The 23,473-nt window shown below is 47.0% G+C and carries 29 protein-coding genes; 7 read left to right on the plus strand and 22 right to left on the minus strand.

Features of this window, described 5'->3' with window-relative positions:
• Positions 1-12 precede the first annotated feature (12 nt).
• On the plus strand, positions 13-891 hold the full coding sequence (locus RF007C_RS04685; protein WP_037297689.1) for a polysaccharide deacetylase family protein: 879 nt from the start codon (positions 13-15) through the stop codon (positions 889-891).
• 18 nt (positions 892-909) lie between these two features.
• Here RF007C_RS04685 and RF007C_RS17705 read toward each other — a convergent pair whose 3' ends face one another.
• The 11 genes from RF007C_RS17705 to RF007C_RS04740 all read right to left on the minus strand — a co-directional run bounded on the left by RF007C_RS17705 (position 910) and on the right by RF007C_RS04740 (position 9,133).
• A complete protein-coding gene (locus RF007C_RS17705; protein WP_193385748.1) occupies positions 910-1,644 on the minus strand; it encodes a hypothetical protein in 735 nt (244 codons plus the stop codon).
• A 16-nt stretch (positions 1,645-1,660) separates the two neighbouring features.
• Positions 1,661-2,608, minus strand: coding sequence for a homoserine O-acetyltransferase MetA (metA, locus tag RF007C_RS04695; protein ID WP_019678038.1), 948 nt, complete (start codon positions 2,606-2,608; stop codon positions 1,661-1,663).
• 7 nt (positions 2,609-2,615) lie between these two features.
• Positions 2,616-3,008 (minus strand): hypothetical protein, encoded by a 393-nt coding sequence (locus RF007C_RS04700; RefSeq protein WP_037297691.1) that lies wholly within the window; start codon positions 3,006-3,008, stop codon positions 2,616-2,618.
• A 1-nt stretch (position 3,009) separates the two neighbouring features.
• Positions 3,010-3,741, minus strand: coding sequence for a pseudouridine synthase (locus RF007C_RS04705; protein WP_019678040.1), 732 nt, complete (start codon positions 3,739-3,741; stop codon positions 3,010-3,012).
• A gap of 13 nt (positions 3,742-3,754) precedes the next feature.
• Positions 3,755-4,909 (minus strand): D-alanyl-D-alanine carboxypeptidase family protein, encoded by a 1,155-nt coding sequence (locus RF007C_RS04710; protein WP_019678041.1) that lies wholly within the window; start codon positions 4,907-4,909, stop codon positions 3,755-3,757.
• A gap of 60 nt (positions 4,910-4,969) precedes the next feature.
• Positions 4,970-5,407, minus strand: coding sequence for a GerW family sporulation protein (locus RF007C_RS04715; protein WP_019678042.1), 438 nt, complete (start codon positions 5,405-5,407; stop codon positions 4,970-4,972).
• A 9-nt stretch (positions 5,408-5,416) separates the two neighbouring features.
• Complete coding sequence (locus tag RF007C_RS04720) at positions 5,417-6,334, minus strand: hypothetical protein (protein ID WP_037297694.1); 918 nt, start codon at positions 6,332-6,334, stop codon at positions 5,417-5,419.
• A 22-nt stretch (positions 6,335-6,356) separates the two neighbouring features.
• Positions 6,357-6,938, minus strand: coding sequence for an SMC-Scp complex subunit ScpB (scpB, locus tag RF007C_RS04725; protein WP_037297697.1), 582 nt, complete (start codon positions 6,936-6,938; stop codon positions 6,357-6,359).
• A complete protein-coding gene (locus tag RF007C_RS04730; protein WP_037297699.1) occupies positions 6,908-7,663 on the minus strand; it encodes a segregation and condensation protein A in 756 nt (251 codons plus the stop codon). The genes scpB and RF007C_RS04730 overlap by 31 nt, the downstream gene beginning before the upstream one ends.
• 7 nt (positions 7,664-7,670) lie before the next feature.
• A complete protein-coding gene (locus tag RF007C_RS04735) occupies positions 7,671-8,354 on the minus strand; it encodes a site-2 protease family protein (protein WP_037297702.1) in 684 nt (227 codons plus the stop codon).
• A 68-nt stretch (positions 8,355-8,422) separates the two neighbouring features.
• Entirely contained in the window at positions 8,423-9,133 is a 711-nt protein-coding gene (locus RF007C_RS04740) for a site-2 protease family protein (protein WP_019678046.1), read from the minus strand.
• A gap of 213 nt (positions 9,134-9,346) precedes the next feature.
• Here RF007C_RS04740 and rpmB point away from each other — a divergent pair, with 213 nt between their 5' ends.
• The 4 genes from rpmB to RF007C_RS04760 all read left to right on the plus strand — a co-directional run bounded on the left by rpmB (position 9,347) and on the right by RF007C_RS04760 (position 11,734).
• The gene (gene rpmB, locus RF007C_RS04745; RefSeq protein WP_019678047.1) at positions 9,347-9,532 is read left to right on the plus strand and encodes a 50S ribosomal protein L28; all 186 of its coding nucleotides are present in this window, start codon (positions 9,347-9,349) and stop codon (positions 9,530-9,532) included.
• A 113-nt stretch (positions 9,533-9,645) separates the two neighbouring features.
• Positions 9,646-10,218 (plus strand): hypothetical protein, encoded by a 573-nt coding sequence (locus tag RF007C_RS04750; protein ID WP_037297703.1) that lies wholly within the window; start codon positions 9,646-9,648, stop codon positions 10,216-10,218.
• Between the two features lie 37 nt (positions 10,219-10,255).
• The gene (locus tag RF007C_RS04755) at positions 10,256-10,960 is read left to right on the plus strand and encodes an amino acid ABC transporter permease (RefSeq protein WP_051456517.1); all 705 of its coding nucleotides are present in this window, start codon (positions 10,256-10,258) and stop codon (positions 10,958-10,960) included.
• Positions 10,961-10,972: 12 nt separating this feature from the next.
• On the plus strand, positions 10,973-11,734 hold the full coding sequence (locus RF007C_RS04760) for an amino acid ABC transporter ATP-binding protein (protein ID WP_019678050.1): 762 nt from the start codon (positions 10,973-10,975) through the stop codon (positions 11,732-11,734).
• A gap of 50 nt (positions 11,735-11,784) precedes the next feature.
• Here RF007C_RS04760 and RF007C_RS04765 read toward each other — a convergent pair whose 3' ends face one another.
• The 6 genes from RF007C_RS04765 to cysK form a co-directional block, all read right to left on the minus strand.
• Positions 11,785-12,306: a GNAT family N-acetyltransferase gene (locus RF007C_RS04765; RefSeq protein ID WP_019678051.1), complete on the minus strand. Its 522-nt coding sequence runs from the start codon at positions 12,304-12,306 to the stop codon at positions 11,785-11,787.
• A 95-nt stretch (positions 12,307-12,401) separates the two neighbouring features.
• Positions 12,402-13,127: an amino acid ABC transporter ATP-binding protein gene (locus tag RF007C_RS04770; RefSeq protein ID WP_019678052.1), complete on the minus strand. Its 726-nt coding sequence runs from the start codon at positions 13,125-13,127 to the stop codon at positions 12,402-12,404.
• Positions 13,114-13,794 (minus strand): amino acid ABC transporter permease, encoded by a 681-nt coding sequence (locus tag RF007C_RS17985; RefSeq protein WP_037291239.1) that lies wholly within the window; start codon positions 13,792-13,794, stop codon positions 13,114-13,116. The genes RF007C_RS04770 and RF007C_RS17985 overlap by 14 nt, the downstream gene beginning before the upstream one ends.
• Positions 13,795-13,827: 33 nt before the next feature.
• Positions 13,828-14,604 (minus strand): transporter substrate-binding domain-containing protein, encoded by a 777-nt coding sequence (locus tag RF007C_RS17990; protein ID WP_019678054.1) that lies wholly within the window; start codon positions 14,602-14,604, stop codon positions 13,828-13,830.
• 157 nt (positions 14,605-14,761) lie between these two features.
• On the minus strand, positions 14,762-15,157 hold the full coding sequence (locus RF007C_RS04785) for a pyridoxamine 5'-phosphate oxidase family protein (RefSeq protein ID WP_019678055.1): 396 nt from the start codon (positions 15,155-15,157) through the stop codon (positions 14,762-14,764).
• Between the two features lie 36 nt (positions 15,158-15,193).
• On the minus strand, positions 15,194-16,123 hold the full coding sequence (cysK, locus tag RF007C_RS04790; RefSeq protein WP_037297704.1) for a cysteine synthase A: 930 nt from the start codon (positions 16,121-16,123) through the stop codon (positions 15,194-15,196).
• Positions 16,124-16,284: 161 nt separating this feature from the next.
• Between cysK and RF007C_RS04795 the strand changes: the two genes are divergently transcribed.
• Positions 16,285-17,340 (plus strand): O-acetyl-ADP-ribose deacetylase, encoded by a 1,056-nt coding sequence (locus RF007C_RS04795; RefSeq protein ID WP_037297707.1) that lies wholly within the window; start codon positions 16,285-16,287, stop codon positions 17,338-17,340.
• A gap of 98 nt (positions 17,341-17,438) precedes the next feature.
• The gene (locus RF007C_RS04800; protein ID WP_037297710.1) at positions 17,439-18,095 is read left to right on the plus strand and encodes a vWA domain-containing protein; all 657 of its coding nucleotides are present in this window, start codon (positions 17,439-17,441) and stop codon (positions 18,093-18,095) included.
• A gap of 46 nt (positions 18,096-18,141) precedes the next feature.
• Here RF007C_RS04800 and RF007C_RS04805 read toward each other — a convergent pair whose 3' ends face one another.
• The 5 genes from RF007C_RS04805 to RF007C_RS04825 form a co-directional block, all read right to left on the minus strand.
• On the minus strand, positions 18,142-20,151 hold the full coding sequence (locus RF007C_RS04805; protein ID WP_051456518.1) for a class I tRNA ligase family protein: 2,010 nt from the start codon (positions 20,149-20,151) through the stop codon (positions 18,142-18,144).
• Between the two features lie 180 nt (positions 20,152-20,331).
• On the minus strand, positions 20,332-21,966 hold the full coding sequence (locus tag RF007C_RS04810; RefSeq protein WP_037297713.1) for a glutamate--tRNA ligase: 1,635 nt from the start codon (positions 21,964-21,966) through the stop codon (positions 20,332-20,334).
• A gap of 136 nt (positions 21,967-22,102) precedes the next feature.
• Positions 22,103-22,351, minus strand: a complete 249-nt coding sequence (locus RF007C_RS04815) for a hypothetical protein (RefSeq protein ID WP_019678061.1) — start codon at positions 22,349-22,351, stop codon at positions 22,103-22,105.
• A gap of 70 nt (positions 22,352-22,421) precedes the next feature.
• Positions 22,422-22,766, minus strand: a complete 345-nt coding sequence (locus RF007C_RS04820) for an SH3 domain-containing protein (protein WP_173908603.1) — start codon at positions 22,764-22,766, stop codon at positions 22,422-22,424.
• Positions 22,767-22,962: 196 nt separating this feature from the next.
• The gene (locus RF007C_RS04825) at positions 22,963-23,469 is read right to left on the minus strand and encodes a peptidoglycan-binding domain-containing protein (protein ID WP_037297718.1); all 507 of its coding nucleotides are present in this window, start codon (positions 23,467-23,469) and stop codon (positions 22,963-22,965) included.
• Between the last annotated feature and the right edge of the window lie 4 nt (positions 23,470-23,473).

Consider the following 23,473-nt stretch of genomic DNA (forward strand, 5'->3'; position numbering starts at 1 on the left):
GAGGTGATGACAATGTACGGAAGTATCAGGCTCTGCAGAAAAATGTTCGGAGTCCTTGCTGCTGCGGCAGTAATATTTATAATTGCGGCTGCATTTCTCGGTATAAGGACTGTGTCGGCAGAGAACAGCGGCGAGAAGCCTGTCCCCCTGTCTGTAATAATGTACCACAGCGTTTGCGGAAGGCCGCCCTCGGCATATTCAGTAACTCCGCAGCAGCTGGAAGCAGACCTGAAATGGCTCAGTGATAACGAATTTACCGCGGTAAGCGCACAGCAGCTCATAGAATATACCCACGGACAAGGTCAGCTCCCGTCAAGGCCTGTGCTTATCACTTTTGACGACGGGTTCTACAATAATCTATCCCTTGCACTGCCGCTGCTTGAAAAATACGATATGTGCGCCGTTGTATCTATTGTTGGCAGATATACCAATGATTATGCAGCTGCCGATCCCCATGCAGACAGCTATTCCTATCTGACATGGCAGGATATTTCACAGCTGGTTGCCTCGGGAAGAATAGAGATAGGCAGCCATACCTATGATATGCACTCCGACAGCGGCAGACAAGGCTGTTCAAAGCTTTCCGGAGAAACCTCAGAGGAGTACGCATATCTGCTGCAAAATGATATCGGACTGCTCAGGACCGAGCTCCACCGCAACTGCGGTATCGTTCCTGCTGTATTCGCCTATCCCTTCGGAGCTCTTAGCCGCGAAAGCCTTCCCGTACTTCGTGACAGCGGCATACTCATGACTCTGACCTGCCGCGAAGGCGTCAATCTCATAACTCGTACCCCTGACTGCCTGTACGGGATATTCAGATACAACAGGAGCGGTCTGCTGTCCACTGAGGAATATATGTCACTGATCACAAAAGAACTCCCCGTGTCGTAAAGACACGGGGAGTTTTATTCATATAATCAATGCAGGCCTGAAGCCCAGTGACAGATCATTGGTATGACCGCTTCCGTGAGTCGAGGTATACGCATCATCCGAACGCGGCTTTGTCCTGTACTTGTTGATGAACTCATTCTCGAAGAACTCGTCAAAGCTGTCGCAGTTGTACTGCTTCCAGTACTTATTGAACTTAGGATCCCTGTACTTTTCATACCTCTCAGGGATAGTGCCGTCTCTGTCGTAGTCCTCGATGATCTGCTCCTGATGCTCTGCAAAGTACATAACATCGGGCATTATCTTGTATATGAAGAATCCGTAATAAGCAAATGCCAGTCCCGATAACAGGGAAATTATGATACCGATGATGGCAAATGCTGTTCCCTTTCTCTTCTTTACAAGAGAAGCTATTGAGAATATAAGACAGAGCGGAACAGTTACGATACTGAGAAGAGTACAGCATAATATCATATTTACCAGCGATATTACAAAGGAAGCTATAGCAAGACCTGCTCCTCCGCGCTCGTCGGCAGGCTGACCGTAGCCGTTGTCATAGCCGTTATTATAACCGTTATTGTAGCCGCCGCCATAACCGTTGTTATAACCATTATTGTAGCCGTTATTTCCGTAGCCGTTGTTATAACCATTATTGTAGCCATTTCCGTAACCGCCGTTGTTATAACCGTTATTTCCGTAACCGTTATTATAGCCCCCGCCGTTATAACCATTGTTATTTCCGTTTATATCATTCATTTTTTACACCCCTTGATTATAGACTTGTCTGCCAGTTCCAGTTGCGTACCTCCAGCTCATCGAGATTATACGGTGTTTTCTGGTATACGCAGTAATTAAGCCAGTTTGAAAACATGAGATTGGCAGTACATCTCCATGAAAAGACCGGCATATTATTCGGGTCGTCATTCGGGAAATAATTGTAGGGTATCTGTATATCCAGTCCCTTTTCAACATCTCGCCTGTACTCATTGGCGATAGTGTCTCTGTCATACTCGGAATGACCTGTGATGAAATACTGTCTGCCGTTCTTGTTGGCGACTATATGCACTCCGGATATATCCGACGATGTCAGTATCTCAAGCTGAGGTATACGCTCGATATCCTCCCGTCTTACCTCTGTATTGCGCGAATGAGGCACATAGAACACATCATCGAACCCTCTAAGCAGCTGACAGTTGCTGACCTCTGCCCTATGGGGGAAGATGCCGAACATCTTCTTCTCAAGAGGATACTTTGGTATACCGTAGTGATAGTAAAGTCCTGCCTGTGCAGCCCAGCATATGTATATGGTAGAAAATACATGAGTCTTTGACCATTCCATAATGGTACATATCTCTTTCCAGTAATCCACCTGCTCATAATCGAGGAGCTCCACGGGAGCACCGGTGATTATCATGCCGTCATAGCGGTAATCGCAGATCTCGTCAAAGGTCTTGTAAAAGGCATCAAGATGGTGACTGGAGGTATTTCTCGACACATGGGATGCCATCTGAAGGAGCTCCACATCGACCTGAAGCGGAGTATTACTGAGAAGCCTCATAAGCTGGCTCTCCGTTTCGATCTTTTTAGGCATTATATTGAGGATAATGACCTTCAGCGGACGTATGTCCTGATGCTCGGCTCTCTCCTTGGACATGACAAATATATTTTCTTCGCCGAGCGTTCTGAATGCAGGAAGCTCTGAAGAAATCCTTATAGGCACTCGTAATCTATCCTTTCATATTATCTTTCTTGTTCCTGCAGCTCTGGCAACCATTCATGAAGCTTTCAAGATCGTTGCACTGTCTGCTGTCGCCTCTGATAAAACCGAGTTTTTTCAGATCAGCGAATTTTCCGTCCTCCTTCAGGTCAAAAAGCATATGCTTTATACCCTTGAGGACGCTTTTGAGCATTACCGAACGGACGAGCCCGTCACAGAGCATTATATCTCCGCCTGAGTCGTAGTCATATACCACAGTCTTTTCCGTACCGTAGGAATAGGCTATAAATCCGATAACACTGTCCCTGTCAAGAGCTTCTGTAATATGAAGCTCAGCACAGTCAGCCTCAGAAGCAAGCTTTTCATAGCCGACAGTATCGAATCTCTCCTGTATCTCCAGCATATCACTTCTCCTTGCCGATAGCGTTGCGTATCGCACGCAGTTCATCGGCAGTCAGCTCACGGTAGGTACCCGGTTTGAGCATACCCAGCTTCAGAGGGCCTATACTGATACGGCGTAGCCTTGCAACTTCCAGTCCCACAGCCTCGCACATCTTTCTGATCTGACGGTTCCTGCCTTCCTTGATAGTCATGAGGAGCACTACTCTTCCCTCAGTCTTATCCTTTACTATAACAGAAGCAGGGAGAGTCATTCTGCCGTCGATCTCTACGCCCTCCGAGAGCTTTACAAGCTGATCGTCGTTTATGTCGGGACGTACAGTTACACGGTAGGTCTTTGAGATATGTCTGCTCGGATGCATTATGCTGTTGGCAAATTCTCCGTCGTTGGTAAAGAGAAGAAGTCCCTCGGAATTTCTGTCAAGCCGTCCGACGGGATAAACACGCTCGTCAACATCCTCAAGAAGATCCATTACGCAGCGTCTGTCCAGCTCATCTGCCACCGTAGTGACATAGCCTCTGGGCTTGTTCATCATAAGGTACACGAAGTTCTTCTTTTTCGGCATATATATCCTTTCACCATCAACGGTGATTATGTCCTTGAAACCACACTTATCCCCAAGCTTTACAGGGTGGCCGTTTAGCTTTACCCTGCCCTGGGTTATGAGCTCCTCTGCTTTTCTGCGGGAGCATACGCCGCAATCGGCGATCATTTTCTGAATTCTTATTTTTTCCACAGTTATCCTATCCTTAACGGGAGAACAGTCTCCCGATCCTGTCAATGATTTTATCGAATAAACTTTTCCGGCTGCTGTCAGACTTTTTGGGTGCAGCGGCTACATCCTCCGCAGCAAACAACGGAACTGTTTCCACTTCACGTCCGAGAAAGCTTATACGGAGCTCCGCAGCCTTATCCCCGGCTTTTAACGGAGCATAGAGAAAAGGAGCTCTCAGCACCGTAAAAGTAATATCGTCCTTATTTCCCGCAGCCGTTGTAACGGTCATGCTGTCCCTTTCGGGAACAAGCCTTATACTGTCAGAGATGCCGCCAACAATCTCCGCAGATAAATCCTTCGGAAGCTCTGCATCCATAGTCCTTACACTTGCAAAGCTGTAATCGTACAGGGATATATGATCCTCCCAGTCGTTTCTGTCGTTGAGAGTCACGCATATAAGATCCTTCCCGCTGCGCTCACAGGCAGAAACGAGACAGCGTCCCGCCTCATCTGTAAAGCCTGTCTTTACGCCGTATACCCCCTCATACATGGTCAGGAGCTTATTGGTATTCTTCAGCCACCTGTCATAGGGCGGAGCTCCGAAGCATACCTTCATACTGCTCTGAGAGCATATATCGCGGAATATATGGTTTTTCAGCGCTTCGCGGGCAAGCATGGCCATGTCATATGCGGAAGAGCCGTGGCCTTCACCCTCAAGTCCGGAGGGAGTGACGAAATAGGTCCTTGAAAGTCCCATTTCACGGGCGCGGTCATTCATAAGCTCTGCAAAGCCACCGATGCTTCCTGCTATCCTTACCGCCGCAGCATTGGCAGCGTCGTTTCCGGAGGGAAGGAGCATACCGCAGCAAAGTGCATACTTTGTTACCCTATCACCTTCACAGAGCCCCATGGAGGAGCCCTCCACCTTTATAGCCTCGCTGTCCACAGTGAACTCGTCATATAATCCGCCGCTCTCAATACAGAGCAAAGCAGACATTATCTTGGTAGTACTTGCCATGGGGAGCTTCTCCGAAGCATTCTCGGCAAATACTATCTCACCAGTATCGGCAGATATCACAACTGCCGCCTTAGCTGAAATTTCAGGCTTTCCGGCACAGGAAGATACTATCGGACGAACACAGGCAGCTGTCAGTACAACTGCCGCATATAAAGAAACGAGCCTTTTCATGGGCGTACCTCCGCAAAAACGTTTTTGCTAAAAGATATGCCCGTATATCAGCTTTTATTCTCAGTTGAGAGGCACAGAATCGTCTGTTATGCCGCCTGAAACGTTCTCATCGCTGCTGCCGCCTTTTCTCTTGCTGATGAAGCCACTTACCTTGTCGATGATAGCAGGCATCTTCTCGATAGCGTTGCTGATGGGATCATTTGCTCCCTCCATATTCACCATCTTTGCGGAACCGTCCGGAGAGATCACGAGGAAGCCTTCGGGCTTGATCGAAACTCCTGCTCCGGCACCGCCTCCGAAGAGATCCTTATCGTATTTTGATGGCAGATCCGAACCGCCCGAAGCAAAGCCGTAGCTGACCTTAGATACGGGAATTATGGTAGTACCGTCGGGAAGCTTTATAGGCTCTCCGATGATAGCGTTAACGTCTGCCATTTCCTTGATCTTCTCAATAGAAATGCCTAAAAGATCACTTACAGGTGTATTGTTTGCACTCATGTTTATACCTCACTTCTGCCTTGCGGCGGATTTTTTCAATTTACGTTTTCTGAGCTTTTCAGGTATGAATGTCCTGAAAAGATATGTCAGCAGGAACCATGCTCCCGCGATGACTACTGTACCGAGACGGAAAGAAAGCTTTCCCGCAGCATCCCAGCGTCCTCTGGAAACACCGAACTGCGGTCGGACATCTATGGTCTTCAGCCTTACGGTAAAAAGCTGACTGAAAAAGGCGATACCGTTGTATATGAGCACCGAGTACCTTCCGTACTTCAATGCGCAGTCATATGCGTCGTCATCAGCGATCACAAAATCTATATACAGATCCTTCAGCTTAAAGCCCTTGAATATCTTCAGCAGCGGGCGCTGAGCGCTCTCCCATATGCCTACTATGAATTCGACCTTATCACCGAGGGACTTTTTATCCTCATTTTCAAACTGCTCCTCTTCATCGTCATCAAAGAAGTCATCATCGGACTCCTCGTCCTTCTTCTTTTTAGACTTCTTATCGGGCTCATCTTCCTCTTTCACAGAAGTCTGAGCCTCGGCAGTTACGCTTTCAGCGTTCTCTGCAGCAGGCTCCGCGGGAAGCATATCCTCTTCGGGATCATTTACGGGAATATCGTCAAGCTCCTTTTCCCATTCGTACTTTTCCCGCTCCTTTTTCTTCTTAGCCTTTTTTTCCTTTGCAGGCTTAGGCTTTTTCGGCTTTTCGGGCTTTTCCTTTTTCTTCGACCTGCGTTTTTTCCACCAGCTGTAAAGTCCTCCGCCCTCGGAATCCATGATATTTATTATCCAAAGCTTCACTTTATAGCTGAATTTACCGTCGATGTAGCTGAATTCTCCTCCGGCAGGAGTTATAAGGACAAGAAGTATTATGCCTAACACGGCAAGAAGTATATAAAGCAGAATTTTTAGTATGATCATTCCTGCCGCTCCTTTCGATGATTTATTCGGACTTCTGCGCCTCCGCCAGTTCTCTGTCCACAAATTCCTCCTCGGTCTCAAGCACCAGATCGCTCTGACCGGGAAGGGGCGGAAGATCCGCAACTGAGCTCAGTCCGAAGCTTCTCAGGAAAACAGATGTAGTCCTGTAAACTATGGGCTTTCCCGGAACATCAAGGCGTCCTGCCTCCTCAACGAGGCCTTTTTCCACCAGATTATTGATGACCGACGAACTGTCTATACCGCGGACATTCTCGACAAAGCCCTTGGATACGGGCTGATTGTATGCTATTATGGTAAGTGCCTCCATAGCTGCATTTGACAGCGGTGCCGACCTTTTTGTCTCCAGTGCTGCCCTTACCTGCGGTGCGAACTCCTCACGGGTACACATCTGGAAGCTGCTGTCCAGCTTCTTTATGCAGATCCCGCTGCCGCAGTCCTCATACCGCTCATTGAGCAGCCTTATCATTGACGGGAGTGTTCCCGCATCAACGCCGCTTGCCTCCGAGAGGCGGTATATCTCAATAGGCTCGCCGCTTGCAAAGAGTATTGCCTCTATTGCTCCGAGCTTGTCTTTGATCTCCAAGTCTTATTCACTCCGTTCTTTCTTCCCTTGAAGAATATCTTCATATTATCCTCACTTATGGTGATACGTCCGTGTCTGGTGAGCTCCAGCACTGCAAGGAACGTGGCGACCCTTGCAGAACGGTCGGTAACGCCCTCATAAAGCTTGTCCATGTACATCTCCCCCGAGTCATAAAGCTCTCTGAGGATATGAACTACCTTGGTCATTACCGAGACTATACGCCGCTTCACAACGGAGTTGATCTTGTTTTCCACATGAAGCTTTGCGTGCTCCGACTTTATATTTTTCAGCGATATTGCACTGTAAGCAATGGCAAGTCTCTCAGGCTCATGGACAAGGGTATAAGTCATGTCCGCCTTTATCTTCATGGGGGTCCTGACGAAAATATCGCCGCCCACGAAGGCTTCAGCCAGAGTCTGTGCTGCTATTTTACAGAGAGAGTACTCTATAAGGGCTCCCTCCAGCTCTCGCTTCATCTGCTCTGCCTCCTCGGGCTGTGGCAGAAGCGAAGCTGTCTTGATATATATTAGCCTTGCAGCCATTTCCAGGAATTCTCCTGCCAGCTCAAGGTTCTGCTCATGAGCCTGATCTATATAGAGCAGATACTGCTCCAGCAGCTTTGAGATCTCAATATCGCATATATTGAGCTTATGCTTGGCTATAAGGCTCAGCAGAAGATCCAGAGGTCCCTCAAAGACCTCGAGCTTGAATGATATACTTTCCATATCGGTATCACTCCAGATAGAATAAGCCGTTTGTGCCGAATACTCCGCTCAGTATCTTATAAGGTATACTTGAAGCGTCCATATTGAAGAATATCAGGCGATCCAGTATCAGCCAGCGCCACAGCTCTGCCAGCAGGCTTATAATTGAAAGCTCACCGTCAGTGATTATGGCCAGCAGGAATATTGCATAGAGTATGTACTGCGACCAGCAGATTATCTGCTGATAGCGGCTGAAATACCATCTTCTGAACTTTGGCCATGAGAACTGATAGAATATCTGGAAGCCGTCCAGAGGCGGCAAAGGTAGAAGATCTATGACTCCGAAGCAGAGTCCCGTATAAGCCGCTCCCCTGATTACCCTGAAAAGGCTGGCAAGCAGGTACGATGACGGTGCAAGTCCGTATACGGCTCCCGAAATATTGTAAAGGAGCACAAACAAAACAAAATATGTCAGCGGAGCCGCAAGTGAGATAATGGTGATATCCCGCTTCATATGCTTCAGATTGGAAACGTCGTAATTCATTTCCTTGCTCCATCCGAAGCCCATGATAAGGGTTATCAGCATACCCTGCTTATCCATATGGCGGCGGAAATCAAGGCTTAGTCTGCCATTTCTCTTTGGAGTATCGTCACCGAGTAGATGCGCCACGCCTGCCTTGACAAAAGATGCCGCAGGCATAACAGCGACCATCAGTAATCCCCTGCTTATCAGAATAAGCAATAATCTGTAAAATGCGCTCATAGGTCTGACCTTTCGTCTTATTTTATGTTAAATAGTAATGGTATCCATGATACAGACATCCAGATCACTACTTCCACCAGTTTTTCCACAACGGCAAATGCCACTCTTACCTGCCATACATAGCTCGAAAGCATGATTATACCGAAGAATATTCCTGTAAGTATGCGCTGATTGCGGAATACCCAGCGGTCAAAGCTGTAGGGCATGAACGCACGAAGGAAATTGAAGCCGTCCATAGGCGGAAGAGGTATCATATTGAACAGAGCCAGTACAATATTAATCTGAACGAAATCTACCAGAAGAGTAAATACCGCATTGGCAAAATCAGAAAGCATATCCGTAGTGAGCTCTTCAACTCCCACATGATAACCAACGCAGGCGGCAACAGTAACGATGGCAGCTCCGATAAATGCTGCTATAAGGTTAGAAACAGGTCCTGCCAGTGATACAAGAGCGTATCCAAGACGTTTATGTTTGAATTTGGAAGGATCCACGGGAACGGGCTTAGCCCAGCCTACGCCGAGGACCAGCATCATTATAAGACCTATGGGCTCAAGATGAGCAAATGGATTGAGTGTAATTCGTCCTGCCTTCTGAGCAGTATCATCACCCAGCCACTTTGCCATAAGTCCGTGTGCCGACTCATGGATCGGTATGACCAGAAGAAAAGTCGCAGCACGAGCGACCAGCATCATAAGAAAATCCACACTGAAATCTGTACCTATCATATTCTGCCTTTCACGAAAGAAAATAATATTCTTCCAATAGTTATACAATATATATTATACTACAAAGCGGCATATATTTCAAGTAAAAAAAGGTGATTTTGCTCTTTAAAAAATTTTTTTTGATTTTTTTCAAAAAACACTTGCTTTTTTTCTGATTATGTGTTAGAATAATCATGTTGTATTTTTACAGGTTAGTTAAGGAGGTGCAACCTAATGGCAAAATGTGATATCTGCGGAAAGGGTGTGACCTTTGGTATCAAGGTCTCCCACTCACACAGACGTTCCAACAGAACATGGAAGCCTAACGTAAAGCGTGTTAAGGCTATCGTCAAGGGTACTCCTTGTCATATCTACGCTTGCTCAAGATGCCTGCGTTCAGGCAAGGTTGAAAGAGCTTGATCGATCAGCATGGATATTAAGAGCGTTCCGACGGAACGCTCTTTTTTCATCATTCTTGACTTATATACAGTGATATGATATAATCATAAAAAATTATGATCGGAGCGGCAAATATGGCGTATCATGATGTTTCCCTGAATATAGACTGCTGTGCCCCTGCTGAAATATGGGATAAGATCGATGAAGTATACAGATCATCGGAATACTACCGCAAGGGTGAAAACTGCCTTACATGGCAGGGACAGGATATCGAGCTGTACTCTTCCGCTGAGCCCGGAGGCATACAGATATCGGGAGAAATGCCGGACGAGATATGGGATAAATGGTATCCCGAGCTCAAAGCAAAGCTTTCGGCTGCCCTCGGCTACGAGATCGGCGAACCAGAGGACGGTTTTGAATTCAGGCGATGGGTTCCGTATATCAAAAAAGCCCTGGATATAAAGGTAATAAACAAGGATAAGATAATTTTCAACGACCTTTCGGAATTTACATGGTCTCTCTTCGACAAAAAAGAAAGGGATATAATGGCATATCCGCCTTATTTCCGTTTCAGTTCCCCTCTGATCGAGCTGAAGATAGTATTTGAAGGCACAGGTCTGTTCGCAAAACATAAACAGCGTCAGGAATTCAGCCGCTTCATGTCAGAACTTGCTGACCTCGGCATAAATACTCTCGATCTGACCTGACAGCTCAAAACAACAATCAATTAAAGGGTGGTTTTATATGACAAAGGAACAGATCGGCAACCTTTTCGGGCTCATGCTCGAATATCTCCCACCGACACTGAAAATATTCGGCTTTACTCTGCTTTGGTCCATACCACTGGGAATGATCGTGGCTCTGCTGAAAATGTGCAGATTCAAGCCCGTATCATGGCTCACAAATATATACATACTCATCATGCGAGGCACTCCCCTTCTCCTTCAGCTCATAGTGGCGCAGTATTCTGTGCCGTACCTGAGAAAATGGAGCGGCTGCCCCTCATTCCTTAAAAATTTGCTCGACGGCATAGATATAAGGAGCTCGGGATACATCTTCAATATGCTGCTCATCGCCTTCGTACTCAATTATGCCGCATATTTCGCAGAAATATTCCGCGGAGGCATAGAAGCCATCCCCAAAGGACAGTACGAAGCCGCAGGAGCTCTGGGCTTCAGCCGCCTCCAGACCTTCTTCCGCATAATCCTACCGCAGGTCGTAAAGCGCGTGGTCCCCGCAAGCTCCAACGAGATAATAACCCTTATCAAGGATACCTCTCTTGCTTCCGCTATCCCATACATGGAGATAATGTACATAGCCAAGAAGCAGGTCCCCACATATGCTTCACTACTGCCTCTGTTCATGGCAGGTCTGTTTTATTTTGTTTTCGCAATGGTCCTCACGCTTGTTTTCGGTTATATCGAGAAAAAGCTCAACTACTACAAATAAGGAGGAAAAGCTATGGCTATGCTGGATGTAAAAAATCTTTCCAAAAGTTTCGGAAGCCTTGAAGTGCTCAAGGACATCTCCTTCGACGTGGAAAAGGGCGAGGTCGTTGCAATAATAGGCCCGTCCGGAAGCGGCAAATCCACACTTCTTCGCTGCATAAACCAGCTTGAACGCGCTGACAGCGGCGTTATAAACGTATGCGGTACAGATATGCTCGTAAAAAACGCCAAAGGAAAAACTGTATATGCCGACGCAAAGACTCTCCGCGATATAAGACTTAAAACAGGTCTTGTGTTCCAGAACTTCAATCTGTTTCCGCATATGAACGTTCTGAGAAATATAACAGAAGCTCCCGTATGCGTCCTCAGGGAGGACAAGAGCAAGTCCAGGGAAAGAGCTATGGCTCTGCTGAAGAAAATGGGGCTCGAAAGCAAGGACAAGTCTTATCCCTGCGAGCTTTCGGGCGGACAGCAGCAGCGTGTCTCAATAGCAAGAGCTCTTGCACTTAATCCCGAGATACTCTTTTTCGACGAACCTACCTCCGCCCTTGATCCCGAGCTTACAGGAGAGATACTCAAGGTTATAAAGGAGCTCGCCGCAGAGGGCATGACAATGGTCATAGTTACCCATGAAATGGCATTTGCACGGGACGTTGCAGACAAGGTCATATTCATGGAAAACGGCTATATAGTTGAAATGGGAGCTCCCGACCAGCTTTTCGGGGAGAATGCTTCCGACCGGGTACAGCAGTTCCTGAAGCGCTTCAACAGCTGATAAAACATATAAAGCCTGAGAACATCGACGTTCTCAGGCTTTTTTGCATATCAGGTCATATTTTCCCAGTCTTTTCTCGTTATGACATATACTCTCGTCTTCTCATTGACCTCGTCACTGAATTCCTCTGCAAAACGACAGCCCCATGACTGCGCCGTCATTGCGGAGGGAGTATTTGTATACTTCATGTAAGAATATATCTCACGAAAGGGCGTATTCTCAAAGGTCCAGTCCCTGACGGCAGAAGCGGCTTCACGTGCATATCCCCTGCGCTGCATATCCCTGCGTATGTGATAACCTATCTCGGGTTTTATGACACTGCCTATAAGCTGCATTGTCAGTCCGCAGTCTCCGATCATCTCTCCTGTCTCCTTCAGACACACCGCCCACAGTCCGAAGCCGAATATCCTGTATCTCTGCACATTGCGCTCTATCCAGCTGCGAACCATCTCATCGTCAAAGCTGCGGGGGTAGTGCTGCATTATCTCTCTGTCACAAAGTACCGCCTTCAGTGCTTCAAAGTCATCCATGCTCATCTCCCGAAGAAAAAGCCTGTCGGTTGTGATCGTCATTTTATCTCTCCTTTTCAAAAATAATAAAGGCACTCCCCTTACAGGAAGTGTCTTTATATTGTATCCGCAAAAGCAGAACACGTTATATTTCCTTATCACAGCACCTTTGAAAGGAACTGCCTCAGTCTCGGATTCTGAGGATTATTAAAGAAGTTGTAGGGATCATTCTCCTCAGCGATAACGCCCTCGTCAATGAATATGACTCTTGAAGCGACCTCCCTTGCAAAGCCCATTTCGTGGGTAACGACAACCATGGTCATACCTTCGTCGGCAAGCTGCTTCATAAGATTCAGAACCTCTCCGACCATCTCGGGATCGAGAGCTGAAGTAGGCTCATCAAAGAGCATAACATCGGGATTCATAACCAATGCACGCGCAATGGCGATACGCTGCTTCTGACCGCCCGAGAGCTGATTGGGGAAAGCCTCCGCCTTATCACTCAGACCTACCTTTTTCAGCATTGCCCTTGCGCTCTTATTTGCTTCCTCCTGAGACATAAGTCCCAGCTTTACAGGAGCAAGCGTCAGGTTTTTCATAATACTGAGATGAGGAAAGAGGTGAAAATGTTGGAAAACCATGCCCATTTTCTCCCTTATCTCATAAAGTCTTTTCTCCGAAGCCCTTGTAAGATCCTCGCCCTCAAAGATTATACTTCCCGAGGTAGGCTTTTCAAGTCTGTTGAGGCAGCGTAGGAAGGTACTCTTGCCCGAGCCCGACGGACCGATGACAACTACCTTCTCACCCTTCTGTATAGTGGTGGTGATGCCCCTGAGAATATGCTGCTTTCCGAAGGATTTCTTCAGACCTTTAACCTCTATCACTCTTAGCCAGCCTCCTTTCAAGCCTTGATACAAGATATGTCATGAACATAACTATCACAAGGTATATCAGTGCAACTGCAATAAGAGGCAGGAAGGCCTCATATGTAACGCTTCGGATAATATCGCCGCCCTTGGTCAGATCCTCGAGAGCGATATAACCTGCCACGGACGTCTCCTTCAGAAGAACTATACACTCGTTTCCGAGAGCAGGAAGAACATTCTTGAAGGCCTGGGGCATAATGATATAGAACATGGTCTTTCTGTAATTGAGGCCTAGACTTGCTCCCGCCTCGAACTGACCGTTGTCTATGGACATTATTCCCGAACGGACTATCTCTGCAACATATGCCGCGGAATTGAGTCCGAAGGCAAGTATTCCCACAAACATCTTGTCTATACGGACAGATGCAAATATAACATAGTAGATTATAAGAAGCTGTACCATTACAGGCGTGCCTCTGATAACCGTAAGATATATTTTTGCAAAGAAATTGAGGATCTTCATTTTTCCTGTTTTATCATGGGATGAACGTACTATGGCTATAAGAAAGCCCAGCACCATGCCAAGAATAACAGCAAAAAACGTGATGATAAGCGTATTTTTAAGACCGTTCGTGAGGTACTTCCATCTGTCGCCCTCAACGAATGTACTGTGAAGCTTATCCATAAATTCGCTCAAAAAAGTCACTCCTTAAAAGTATCAGTCTGCCCTGACGATTATAACCTGCTTTGAAACAGCATAGCCCTGCGTGAACGAAACATTCTCTTCACGCTCGGGAGTAACTGACATACCTGCAACACCGACATCAGCCTTGCCTGAATTTACAGCAGCAATAATGGAATCGAATTCCATATTGTCTATTTTCAGCGCATAGCCCAGTTCATCGCATATGGCATTCATTATATCAACATCGATACCGACGATCTGGCCGTTATCCATGCTCTCATAAGGCGGGAACTCAGCATTTGTAGCCATTGTCAGAACGCCTGTCCTCTCGATTTTTTCATCGATCTTGTAAGATCTCTGATCGGGGTTACTGCCGATCCAGTGCTTCATTATTCTTCCTATCGTACCATCGGCCTTTAGGTCGGTGAGAGCCTTGTCGATCTTTTCGCCGAGCTCATCGTTGCCCTTCTTGTAGGCAATGGAGTATTCTTCCTCGGCAAAAGCATCGGGAAGGATCTGAAGCCCCTTATTCTTCTTCACGAACTCGTTTGCAGGCTCAGAGTCTATGATAACCGCATCGATCTTACCCTGCTTGAGTGCCTGTACAGCGTCAGCACCCTTATTATACCCTTCCACCTTGGCGTCCTTAACGTCCTGTGCAAAGATATAACCGGTAGTACCAAGCTGTGTACCGATGATCTTCCCCTCAAGATCATTTGCATTGTGAACAGTGTTCTTTGGTGTTCCGCAGCCTGTAAGACAAGCAGCAAAAATTACTCCGACAGACAAAACGCTTAATATTTTTTTCATGGTAAAATCTCTTCCTTTCATAGAAAAAATAATCTCATACCATATATTATATATTATTTTTTGTCAAAAAGCAATAAAAATCGTAATTTATAACCAAATTGTAACTAATTGAAGATAAACAAACGCTGTCCGAAGCAATTCAGACAGCGCCAAATTATCACAGTAACTTCTCAGGCTCACCGATAGGCGGCATGATAAAAGCAGTAGCGTCTTCAAGGTGGAATATCTTCATCTTGAAGCCTGTTTTCTCGTTGTATATCTCCTTTAGAAGCGGACTTGTAGCGTACATTGCTTCAAGATACTCAGGCTCGTCATCGAAAACGATCTTTCCTGTGTAACGAAGCCATACACCGTCAGGCTTGCAGGCAGCTATCTCACAAAGAGGATTTGCGAGCATTTGCTTGTAAACAGCCTTCTGATCGCCAACGGCGAACATTATCTTTCCGTCCATTTCAATATGCGAACCGAACGGTCTGAGTTTTGGCTGATCTCCGTCATTTGTTGCGATGAAGAAAAACTTTGCTTCTGTCAGAAAATCGTAAATTTTACTCATGATATAAACCTCCTTGAACGCTTTTCGCGTTTATTATTATTCTTCAAAGAGCGGTGTGGAGAAATACCTCTCAGCAGTATCAGGCAATATAGTAACAACAGTTTTTCCCTCGCCCAGCTTTTCTGCCAGCTTCAGTGCTGCTGCAACATTGGTGCCGCTTGAGATACCGCACATGATGCCCTCCTTGGAAGCCAGATCCTTTGCGGTCTGTATTGCCTCCTCATCTGTAACTATGTAAATATCGTCATATATATTCTGATTGAGTATATCCGGGATAATGCCGTCGCCAATTCCCATCTGGAGATGTGTACCGATATTTCCTCCTGCAAGTATGGCAGCATTCTCAGGCTCCACTGCCCATATAACCATATCGGGATACTGAGCCTTTAATGTCTCTCCGATGCCTGTTATGGTACCGCCTGTGCCGATTCCCGAACAGAATCCGTCTATCCTGACAGAGGTCTGCTCAAGTATCTCAAGAGCGGTGTGGTACTTATGAGCGCCTATATTATTGATATTCGAAAACTGCTGCGGAACGAAAACATTCTCGTTCTCCTCAGCCATTCTCAGTGCGGTATCAAGGCACTCCTGTATGCACTTGCCTATATCGCCGTCATCATGTATGAGCACGACCTCTGCGCCGTAGTGATTTACCAGCTTTCTGCGCTCCTCGCTGACGGAATCAGGCATTATGATTATGGTCTTATATCCCTTTACTGCGCCTACCAGAGCAAGTCCGATGCCCTGATTTCCGCTTGTAGGCTCTACGATAACGGTCCCTTCGTGTATCTTGCCTTCCTTTTCGGCATGACGTATCATATTATAAGCAGTACGAGTCTTTATTGAACCCCCTACGTTCAGACCTTCGAACTTGACCAGCACATCAGCGCTGCCCTTCTTATTCATCTTGTTGAGCTTGATCATCGGCGTATGACCAATAGCTTCCAAAACATTATTATATATCATGTCATTCTCCTTATTCGGAACATCGTCCCGTAATCGCGTTAGCATTACTATTATATAATATATTCTTATAAAATGCAAGAAATATTTTTCTTGACGTTTCTGCTCAAATATCGTATAATATATACAGTAATTAATCAGGCAGTTTTTCGGAGGTGGCTTATATGCCGTTTACTATTATCAGGAACGATATTACCAAAGTAACTGCGGACGCAATAGTCAATGCCGCTAACAGCTCTCTCCTCGGCGGAGGAGGCGTTGACGGTGCTATCCACCGTGCAGCGGGGCCTAAGCTCCTTGAGGAATGCAGACTTCTCGGAGGCTGTGAGCCGGGAGATGCAAAGCTCACAAAGGGCTATGACATGGACTGCAAATGGATAATACATACCGTCGGACCCGTATGGCAGGACGGAAGCATGGGTGAGCCCGAGCTCCTGAAAACATGCTACAGGAACTCTCTCTCCATCGCAAAGGAAAAAAAGTGCAAGAGCATCGCTTTCCCGCTCATATCCACAGGTGTTTACGGCTATCCCAAGGATAAGGCTCTCGAAGTGGCCGTATCGGTTATTTCAGAGTTTCTCAGCGAGAACGATATGGATGTGACACTGGTTGTCTTTGACCGTGAAGCCCTTGTGGCAAGCACTGAAAAATTCGGCGTCATTCAGCAGTACATCAACGACAGGTTCGCAGTCGAGCAGGACGATTCACGCAAACGAAAAATAGCTATATTCGGCAAAAGAAAGGGCGGTCACGCTGCCGCTGCCGCAGTATCCGAGATGCATATCGAGGATATGTTCGAGGCAGCCGAGGCTCAGAATTATTCACTTGTTGGTAACACGACCTTACCCGCAGCCAGTCTTCAGGATATTGTTGAAAAGCCTGACGAGACCTTCTCGGAGTTTCTGCTCAGACTTATCGACATCAAGGGCATGACAGACGTGGAGACATATAAAAAGGCAAATATCGACCGCAAGCTCTTCTCAAAGATACGCTCGGACAAAAACTACAAGCCCAAGAAACAGACTGCTGTTGCCTTTGCAATAGCACTTGAGCTTGATCTCCCGGATACCAAAGATCTTCTCGAAAAAGCAGGCTATGCCCTTTCAAGAAGCCTTAAATTTGATCTTATCATAAGATATTTCATCGAAAACCACAACTACAATATCTATGAGATAAACGAAGCGCTCTTTGCCTTTGACCAGACTCTCATAGGCGCATAAAATGTCGCTTCAGAAACGACCACACTTCCTCCGTGTTGATGTATACTGTAATTACAGAAAGGGAAAGGCTCCCGAAACATCAGAACGGAGGTATTTTTATGAAAAAGAATCTTACAGAAATGGTATTCATCCTTGACAAGAGCGGTTCAATGGCAGACCTTACAAAAGACACCATAGGCGGCTTCAATTCACTTATCAGGAAGCAGCGCGGCGAGGAAGGTGAAGCTCTTGTATCAGCTGTGCTTTTCAGCGACAGCTCAGAGGTACTTTACGACAGAGTCCCACTTGATAAGATTGCTCCCATGACCGACAAGGATTATGTCCCCGCAGGCTGCACTGCCCTACTGGACGCTGTCGGCGACGCTGTAAAGCATATCGGCAATATCCATAAGTACGCCCGCGAAGAGGACGTTCCCGAAAAGACTATTTTCGTCATAACCACAGACGGCATGGAAAATGCCAGTCGCAGATACTCATACAAGGAAGTAAAGCAGCTTATCAGCCGTCAGCAGGAAAAGTATGCCTGGGAGTTCATATTTCTCGGCGCCAATATCGACGCAGCTGCTGCCGCAGGAGACCTTGGAATAAAAGCCGCCAATGCAGTGAACTACACCTCTGACTCCATGGGTACTGAGGCCATGTACTGCTCAGCAGCCTGTGCAGTCACCTCTCTGAGAAAAACAGGAAAGCTCTGCGAGGACTGGGCGGAGGAGATCCGCAAAGATGAGAAAAAGCGAGGACTCAGACGCAGATAAAAGAAAAAGCCCCTTATAAGGGGCTTTTTTCATTCAGTTGTCAGATTTATTCCTCAGCAGAAGCAAACTGGCTCTCATGACGGGTAAAGAAGTCCGTTCTCGGAGGCAGGAACTTCAGCTTGTGATCCTCTCCTGTGAAGTACGTCAGCGGTTCGAGAATAGTATCCCATGACCAGATACGCTCGTCGACTTCCAGATACTCGCGTAGCTTCTCTGTGCCGAAGGGAGCCATCGGGTGCAGGAGCACGCCTGTTATCCTTATCATGTAGAACAGGTTGGCAAGAGCCTGTTTCAGAGCTTCCTTGTCGGGATATTCACCTGTAAGTGCCTTTGCCATGTACTTGCTGCCGTTGCGGATATAGCTGTCCAGAACATAGGTACACTGGTGGAATGCGAACTTGGACATATGCCTCTCGTATTCAAGCACAGCCTTCTTTGCGTCCTCACGGAACTTCTCCTCGGGAGCGTTATTGGGCATAACGCCGTCCAGCTCCTTCTGAGTGGTATAGAAAGCGGTACGTATCATACGGTTGAAAACGTTTGAAAGGAGCAGACCGTCCTTGACTACGGGATCTGCATCATCAGGCTTTGCGTCGGGATTATACGGCTTGGGCATAAAGCTTACGGAACGCTGTCCCAGACCGAGTCCCAGCCAGTGCATACGGAGCTGCTCGGGAGTATAGTGATTGAGCAGGTCGTCAGCCATAGGCGGCTTTACTGCGCCGGAGCTTGAAGCCTTCTTGTCAAGGAAGAGGATATGGTGGTTAGCCACGATAACAGGGAGCTGAAGCTCACCGTCGGCAGGTGAAGCGGTCTTGGTATCGCTCTCCTGCTGAGCCATCCACATTGCAGGCTCGGCAATGCCGTAGAAGTAGATATTGTCCTGACCGATGAACTGGTAAACGGTAGAATCCTTGCTGCACCAGTAATCGCGCCATTCTTCCTTATCGTGACCGATAGATTCCAGGTATGTCTCTGTGAAGGAGATAGGAGCCCAGAGCGACTCCGGCCATACCCACACGGTAAGACCGTCAACGCCGTCCATAACGGGAGCAGGTACTCCCCACTCGATATTACCTGTAAGGCGGAAAGGAACTAGGGTCTTACCTGTTCTGTAGCGAATGCCATTCTCGGTAAGTACGCGGCAGGCTTCGTCACAGTCGGAAAGCTTGTCGAACTCAATGGTGAATGATGGCTTTTTAGGCTCTTCAAGGTAGTTATGAGCAGGCATCTTATCCTTCAGGCTCATGTACTTTTCCTCAAATTCACGCTTTATGTAGATGACGGGCTTCTTTAAGAACTCGTCGATGGTCTTCCATACAACAGGACGGATATCCTTGCGCTTTTTCAGCTCCTCAACCCAGTCCTTCATGAGCTGCTCATAGTCTCTGAGCTTGAAGTACCAGTTAGTAACGGGCTTCATGGTAGGAGTTTCGCCTGTAAGGGTGCTGACAGGATTTATGAGGTTCTCGGGCATATACTGATGTCCCATGTCACACTCGTCTGCGTAGCCCTTTTCGGAGGTACAGCCGTCAACAGGACACTTGCCGATTACCTGTCTGCCGTTGAGGAACACACCTGCTTTTTCATCGAAAAACTGCATGGTGGTTATCTGATTCAGCTGTCCCTTCTTATGGAGAGAGCTGATAAAACGGTCTGTAACAGAAGCGTGTATATCCTTGGAGCGGCCCAGTCCCGAAGCTGCAAACAGATTGGGAGCTATACCGTAAGCGGCAAGAGTCTCCTTCTGCTTGTTATGATTTCTCTGTACAAAGTCTTCAAGGGAGCCCTCGAACTCGCCGTTCTTGACCTTTACGCGCCAGCCCTCTGCAATAGGCGAACCGTAGCAGTCCGTACCGCTGACGAAGATGACGTTCTCCTTGCCGATTCGGTCTCTCAGGAAGCGAGCATAGGTATCAGCAAATACCAGCATACCGCCAACGTGACCGAAGTGGAGCTCTTTATTGCCGTAGGGCATACCGCCTGTGACTACTGCCCTTTTAGGGAACACAGGACGGGGTATCTCAAAATTTTTCTTTTCTTTATTGTCTGACATTTTATTTTCCTCTTAACATTATTCGTTTATATTTCGGGTGGGACGTCGAGGACGCCGTCCCCTACAAAACATAATTGTTTACCACGAAACGCCAAGAGCGGCGTTCCCTACAATTGGTCATATATAATTTGTGAGTTATTGGCGGGCGGATAATATCCGCCCCTACAAGCTAATGGCTTATCAGGCGAACGCCTGAAGGCGCTTGCGTGTGATCTCCTCGCCCAGAACGTGACTGACCTCCCAGATATCGGGAGCATTTGCGTGTCCCGTGAGAGCTATACGAAGCATATTTGTGATGTGGACTATACTTCCCTTGAACTGGTCGGGATTCTTCTTGTAGTCCTTGGGCTTTACTGCAAAGCCCATTTCCTCGGTGATAGCCTTTACCTTATCGAACCATGCGGCACTGTCGTCGTTATGATCATAGCTTGCAAGGTACTTGCCGAAGAACTCCTTCACTATAGCTTCGCCGCACTCCTCGGGCATAGGATCTGATACTGTGAACTTCTCATCATAATAGAAGCTCATGAAGTCACAGGCCTGCTTCCATGTCTCAATGTCTCTTCTCGGCTTTGCACCGCCTCTGCCTACATTGAGAGCTGCAAGAGTTCTCTCTGGGTACTTGTTTATGAGTGCTGCAAAATCCTTGTCGTACTCATTGCACCATTCCAGCCAGCCGTCATAGACCTGCTGTGCAGGCATACGGCATATAACGTTCTTGGATATATCGCGGAGTTTGTCCAGATCCACAAGAGCTCCAGAAACAGACATTTTCTCCAGTGTATAGGGAAATTCGTGATAGTCAGCCTCGGGATTTGCGATACGCCACTCCTCATAGTTGGAATTGAGCAGAGTGAGCAGAAACTCCCAGATAGCGTCCTTGCTGATACCCTCCTGCTGGTAGTAAGCCAGTGCAAGCTCGGGATCCTTGCGCTTTGAGAGCTTTCTCTTGCTTGCGCCGTCCATCTTCATCAGTGTGGCTGTATGGCAATAGATAGGCTGCTTCCATCCGAGAGTATTGAAAAGCTCAACGTGCATGGGAAGAGACGAGATCCACTCCTCACCTCTTACAACGTGAGTTGAGCGCATGAAGTGATCGTCGATAACGTGCGCGAAGTGATATGTGGGGATTCCGTCGCTCTTGAGGAGCACAAAGTCCATATTGTTGCGGGGCATTTCCAGCTTTCCGCGGATAGCGTCCTCAACAACGATATTCTCACCTGTCTCCTGACCTCTGAAACGGAGGACCCACTCCTTGCCGTCGGCAATATTGGCCTTTATCTCGTCAATGCTAAGATCGCGGCACTTTGCATACTTGCCGTAAACTCCGGGATTTTCCTTGTTGGCAGTCTGCTGCTCGCGGACAGCCTCTATTTCCTCTGCAGTCATAAAGCAGGGATAAGCCAGTCCTCTCTCTGTGAGGAGCTTTGCGAATACATGGTATATATCCTTGCGCTGACGCTGTCGGTAGGGACCGTAGCTGCCGTTGTCGCCCTCGGCTGTAGCTCCCTCGTCGAAGTGAACGCCGAAATAGTTCATGGCGTTGATCACAGTTTCAACAGCGCCCTCAACTTCGCGCTTATTGTCGGTATCCTCTATTCTCAGATAGAAAACGCCATCAGACTGGTGTGAGATACGCTCTCCAATGATAGCATTATAGAGATTACCCAGGTGAACGAAGCCCGTTGGGCTCGGTCCTATACGTGTAACGCAGGCGCCCTCCGGGAGCTGCCTTTCGGGGAAACGCACCTCTATATCCTCGGGAGTTTCCTTTACGTCGGGAAAAAGAAGTTCTGCAAGTGCCTTATAGTCCATATTATCAATCCTTCGTTATTTTTATGCCGGTATCTGTTTACAGACAACATTTAAATAATTATATCATAATATAACAATAATGTCAAATCCGACAATGCATAAAAAAGCTCCCCTCATAACAAGGGGAACTTTTCTGTCAATATGACTGATAATATGTACCGTAGGACTGTCCGCAGAGGGCACAGTATCTCTCATACAATGCACCGTTGGGACCTGAATACAGCGTTCTTCTGGTCATGTGGTAGCTGCAGCCGTGGCACTGAGCATAAGCCTTTAAAAGCCTTGGGCTCTTCTGCGGTTTATCATATTTTGTTATTCCCGAACCAGCACCGAAAATAGCAACTGCCAGAGCGAATGCGGAGATCTTTCTAAGTGCTTTTTTCATTTATATCAATTCCTTTACTATAACATTTTAAGCCGAAACTGCGGCCTTATTCTGATCCTGTATTAATCTGTTATATTTCTATTGTGTAATAAAGATATATCCAGCCTCTGCCGGGAATATAGCCCCAGCCGTTGTCATTACCCATAGTTATGATCTGCTCACCGTAATTAAGAGCTCCGACCACTCTATAATTCGTACCTGCGCCTTCTCTGATATTGAGACCGCTTTTAGCTGTAACCTGTCTCTTGGTGAATATTTTGAATTTTACAGCAATAGTTTTTGCATTAGCTTCTACGGAATTAACAACAGAGCATCGGGAAGCGGGATCGTTGATAGCCGATGGCATTACTACACAGGCAGATAATGTAGCGGCAGAAAGTGCAGTGCAGAGTATTTTTCTGAAATGTTTGTTCATTGGTATCAGTTCCTTCTTTATAAATTTAAGATCTGTTGATCTTATACTCCACATAATACAACATCTTTCACCAATTGTCAATACTTATTGTCAACAAATTACAGGTACACATTCACCCAATTAACGTATATTCAAAGATAAATCTACAGTATGAACTTTTTGTAAATTCCGTTTTCTCCCGATTTTCAGCCATAATTCAGCCCTTAGCCTCAAGAAAATGCACCAGCATATTCCATGTAGCACAGTCTACACAACCGCTTTTGTCAAGCCCACAGAAGCCCTGAAAGGTTCTTACCGCAGCAGCCGTACTGTCATTGAACTCTCCGCATACCGATACTTTCGGCATATTGTCATACCACTCGGCAGCCTTGCCGAGCATTGCCTGTATAATGTATACCAGCTCACCGCTGTCACCTTCTGCTGTACTGAAGCTCCGCGACGGGAATGCATGATAGGCCGCAGGAGCTCCGTCAAGACAGTTTCTGTATACCGATGCTATCCTGTTCCATGTGGCGGAGTCGGTATCTCCCGTTACAGGAAGTCCGTACTCCCTCTGGAAAGCCTCCACAGCCATGCGGGTTTCGCTGTCATAGCTGCCGTAGGGCAGCACATACGGTATCCTGCTGTTGCACAGTGATATCCCGTAGAGCATGGTGCGCAGCTCACGGATATGTTCCTTTTTCTGTTCCTCTGTATATGGCATAAGC

It is taken from the genome of Ruminococcus flavefaciens 007c, from assembly GCF_000571935.1.
In the GTDB taxonomy this organism is placed as follows: Bacteria; Bacillota; Clostridia; order Oscillospirales; family Ruminococcaceae; genus Ruminococcus; species Ruminococcus flavefaciens_F.

Coding starts and splice junctions, on each gene's coding strand:
- RF007C_RS04685 (WP_037297689.1), top strand. CDS start 13: ATGTACGGAAGTATCAGGCTCTGCAGAAAAATGTTCGGAGTCCTTGCT.
- RF007C_RS17705 (WP_193385748.1), bottom strand. CDS start 1,644: ATGAATGATATAAACGGAAATAACAATGGTTATAACGGCGGGGGCTAT.
- RF007C_RS04700 (WP_037297691.1), bottom strand. CDS start 3,008: ATGCTGGAGATACAGGAGAGATTCGATACTGTCGGCTATGAAAAGCTT.
- RF007C_RS04710 (WP_019678041.1), bottom strand. CDS start 4,909: ATGAAAAGGCTCGTTTCTTTATATGCGGCAGTTGTACTGACAGCTGCC.
- RF007C_RS04715 (WP_019678042.1), bottom strand. CDS start 5,407: ATGAGTGCAAACAATACACCTGTAAGTGATCTTTTAGGCATTTCTATT.
- RF007C_RS04720 (WP_037297694.1), bottom strand. CDS start 6,334: ATGATCATACTAAAAATTCTGCTTTATATACTTCTTGCCGTGTTAGGC.
- RF007C_RS04730 (WP_037297699.1), bottom strand. CDS start 7,663: ATGGAAAGTATATCATTCAAGCTCGAGGTCTTTGAGGGACCTCTGGAT.
- RF007C_RS04735 (WP_037297702.1), bottom strand. CDS start 8,354: ATGGTCGCTGTTATGCCTGCGGCATCTTTTGTCAAGGCAGGCGTGGCG.
- RF007C_RS04740 (WP_019678046.1), bottom strand. CDS start 9,133: ATGATAGGTACAGATTTCAGTGTGGATTTTCTTATGATGCTGGTCGCT.
- rpmB (WP_019678047.1), top strand. CDS start 9,347: ATGGCAAAATGTGATATCTGCGGAAAGGGTGTGACCTTTGGTATCAAG.
- RF007C_RS04750 (WP_037297703.1), top strand. CDS start 9,646: ATGGCGTATCATGATGTTTCCCTGAATATAGACTGCTGTGCCCCTGCT.
- RF007C_RS04755 (WP_051456517.1), top strand. CDS start 10,256: ATGACAAAGGAACAGATCGGCAACCTTTTCGGGCTCATGCTCGAATAT.
- RF007C_RS04760 (WP_019678050.1), top strand. CDS start 10,973: ATGGCTATGCTGGATGTAAAAAATCTTTCCAAAAGTTTCGGAAGCCTT.
- RF007C_RS04765 (WP_019678051.1), bottom strand. CDS start 12,306: ATGACGATCACAACCGACAGGCTTTTTCTTCGGGAGATGAGCATGGAT.
- RF007C_RS17985 (WP_037291239.1), bottom strand. CDS start 13,794: ATGGATAAGCTTCACAGTACATTCGTTGAGGGCGACAGATGGAAGTAC.
- RF007C_RS17990 (WP_019678054.1), bottom strand. CDS start 14,604: ATGAAAAAAATATTAAGCGTTTTGTCTGTCGGAGTAATTTTTGCTGCT.
- RF007C_RS04785 (WP_019678055.1), bottom strand. CDS start 15,157: ATGAGTAAAATTTACGATTTTCTGACAGAAGCAAAGTTTTTCTTCATC.
- cysK (WP_037297704.1), bottom strand. CDS start 16,123: ATGATATATAATAATGTTTTGGAAGCTATTGGTCATACGCCGATGATC.
- RF007C_RS04795 (WP_037297707.1), top strand. CDS start 16,285: ATGCCGTTTACTATTATCAGGAACGATATTACCAAAGTAACTGCGGAC.
- RF007C_RS04800 (WP_037297710.1), top strand. CDS start 17,439: ATGAAAAAGAATCTTACAGAAATGGTATTCATCCTTGACAAGAGCGGT.
- RF007C_RS04805 (WP_051456518.1), bottom strand. CDS start 20,151: ATGTCAGACAATAAAGAAAAGAAAAATTTTGAGATACCCCGTCCTGTG.
- RF007C_RS04810 (WP_037297713.1), bottom strand. CDS start 21,966: ATGGACTATAAGGCACTTGCAGAACTTCTTTTTCCCGACGTAAAGGAA.
- RF007C_RS04815 (WP_019678061.1), bottom strand. CDS start 22,351: ATGAAAAAAGCACTTAGAAAGATCTCCGCATTCGCTCTGGCAGTTGCT.
- RF007C_RS04820 (WP_173908603.1), bottom strand. CDS start 22,766: ATGAACAAACATTTCAGAAAAATACTCTGCACTGCACTTTCTGCCGCT.
- RF007C_RS04825 (WP_037297718.1), bottom strand. CDS start 23,469: ATGCCATATACAGAGGAACAGAAAAAGGAACATATCCGTGAGCTGCGC.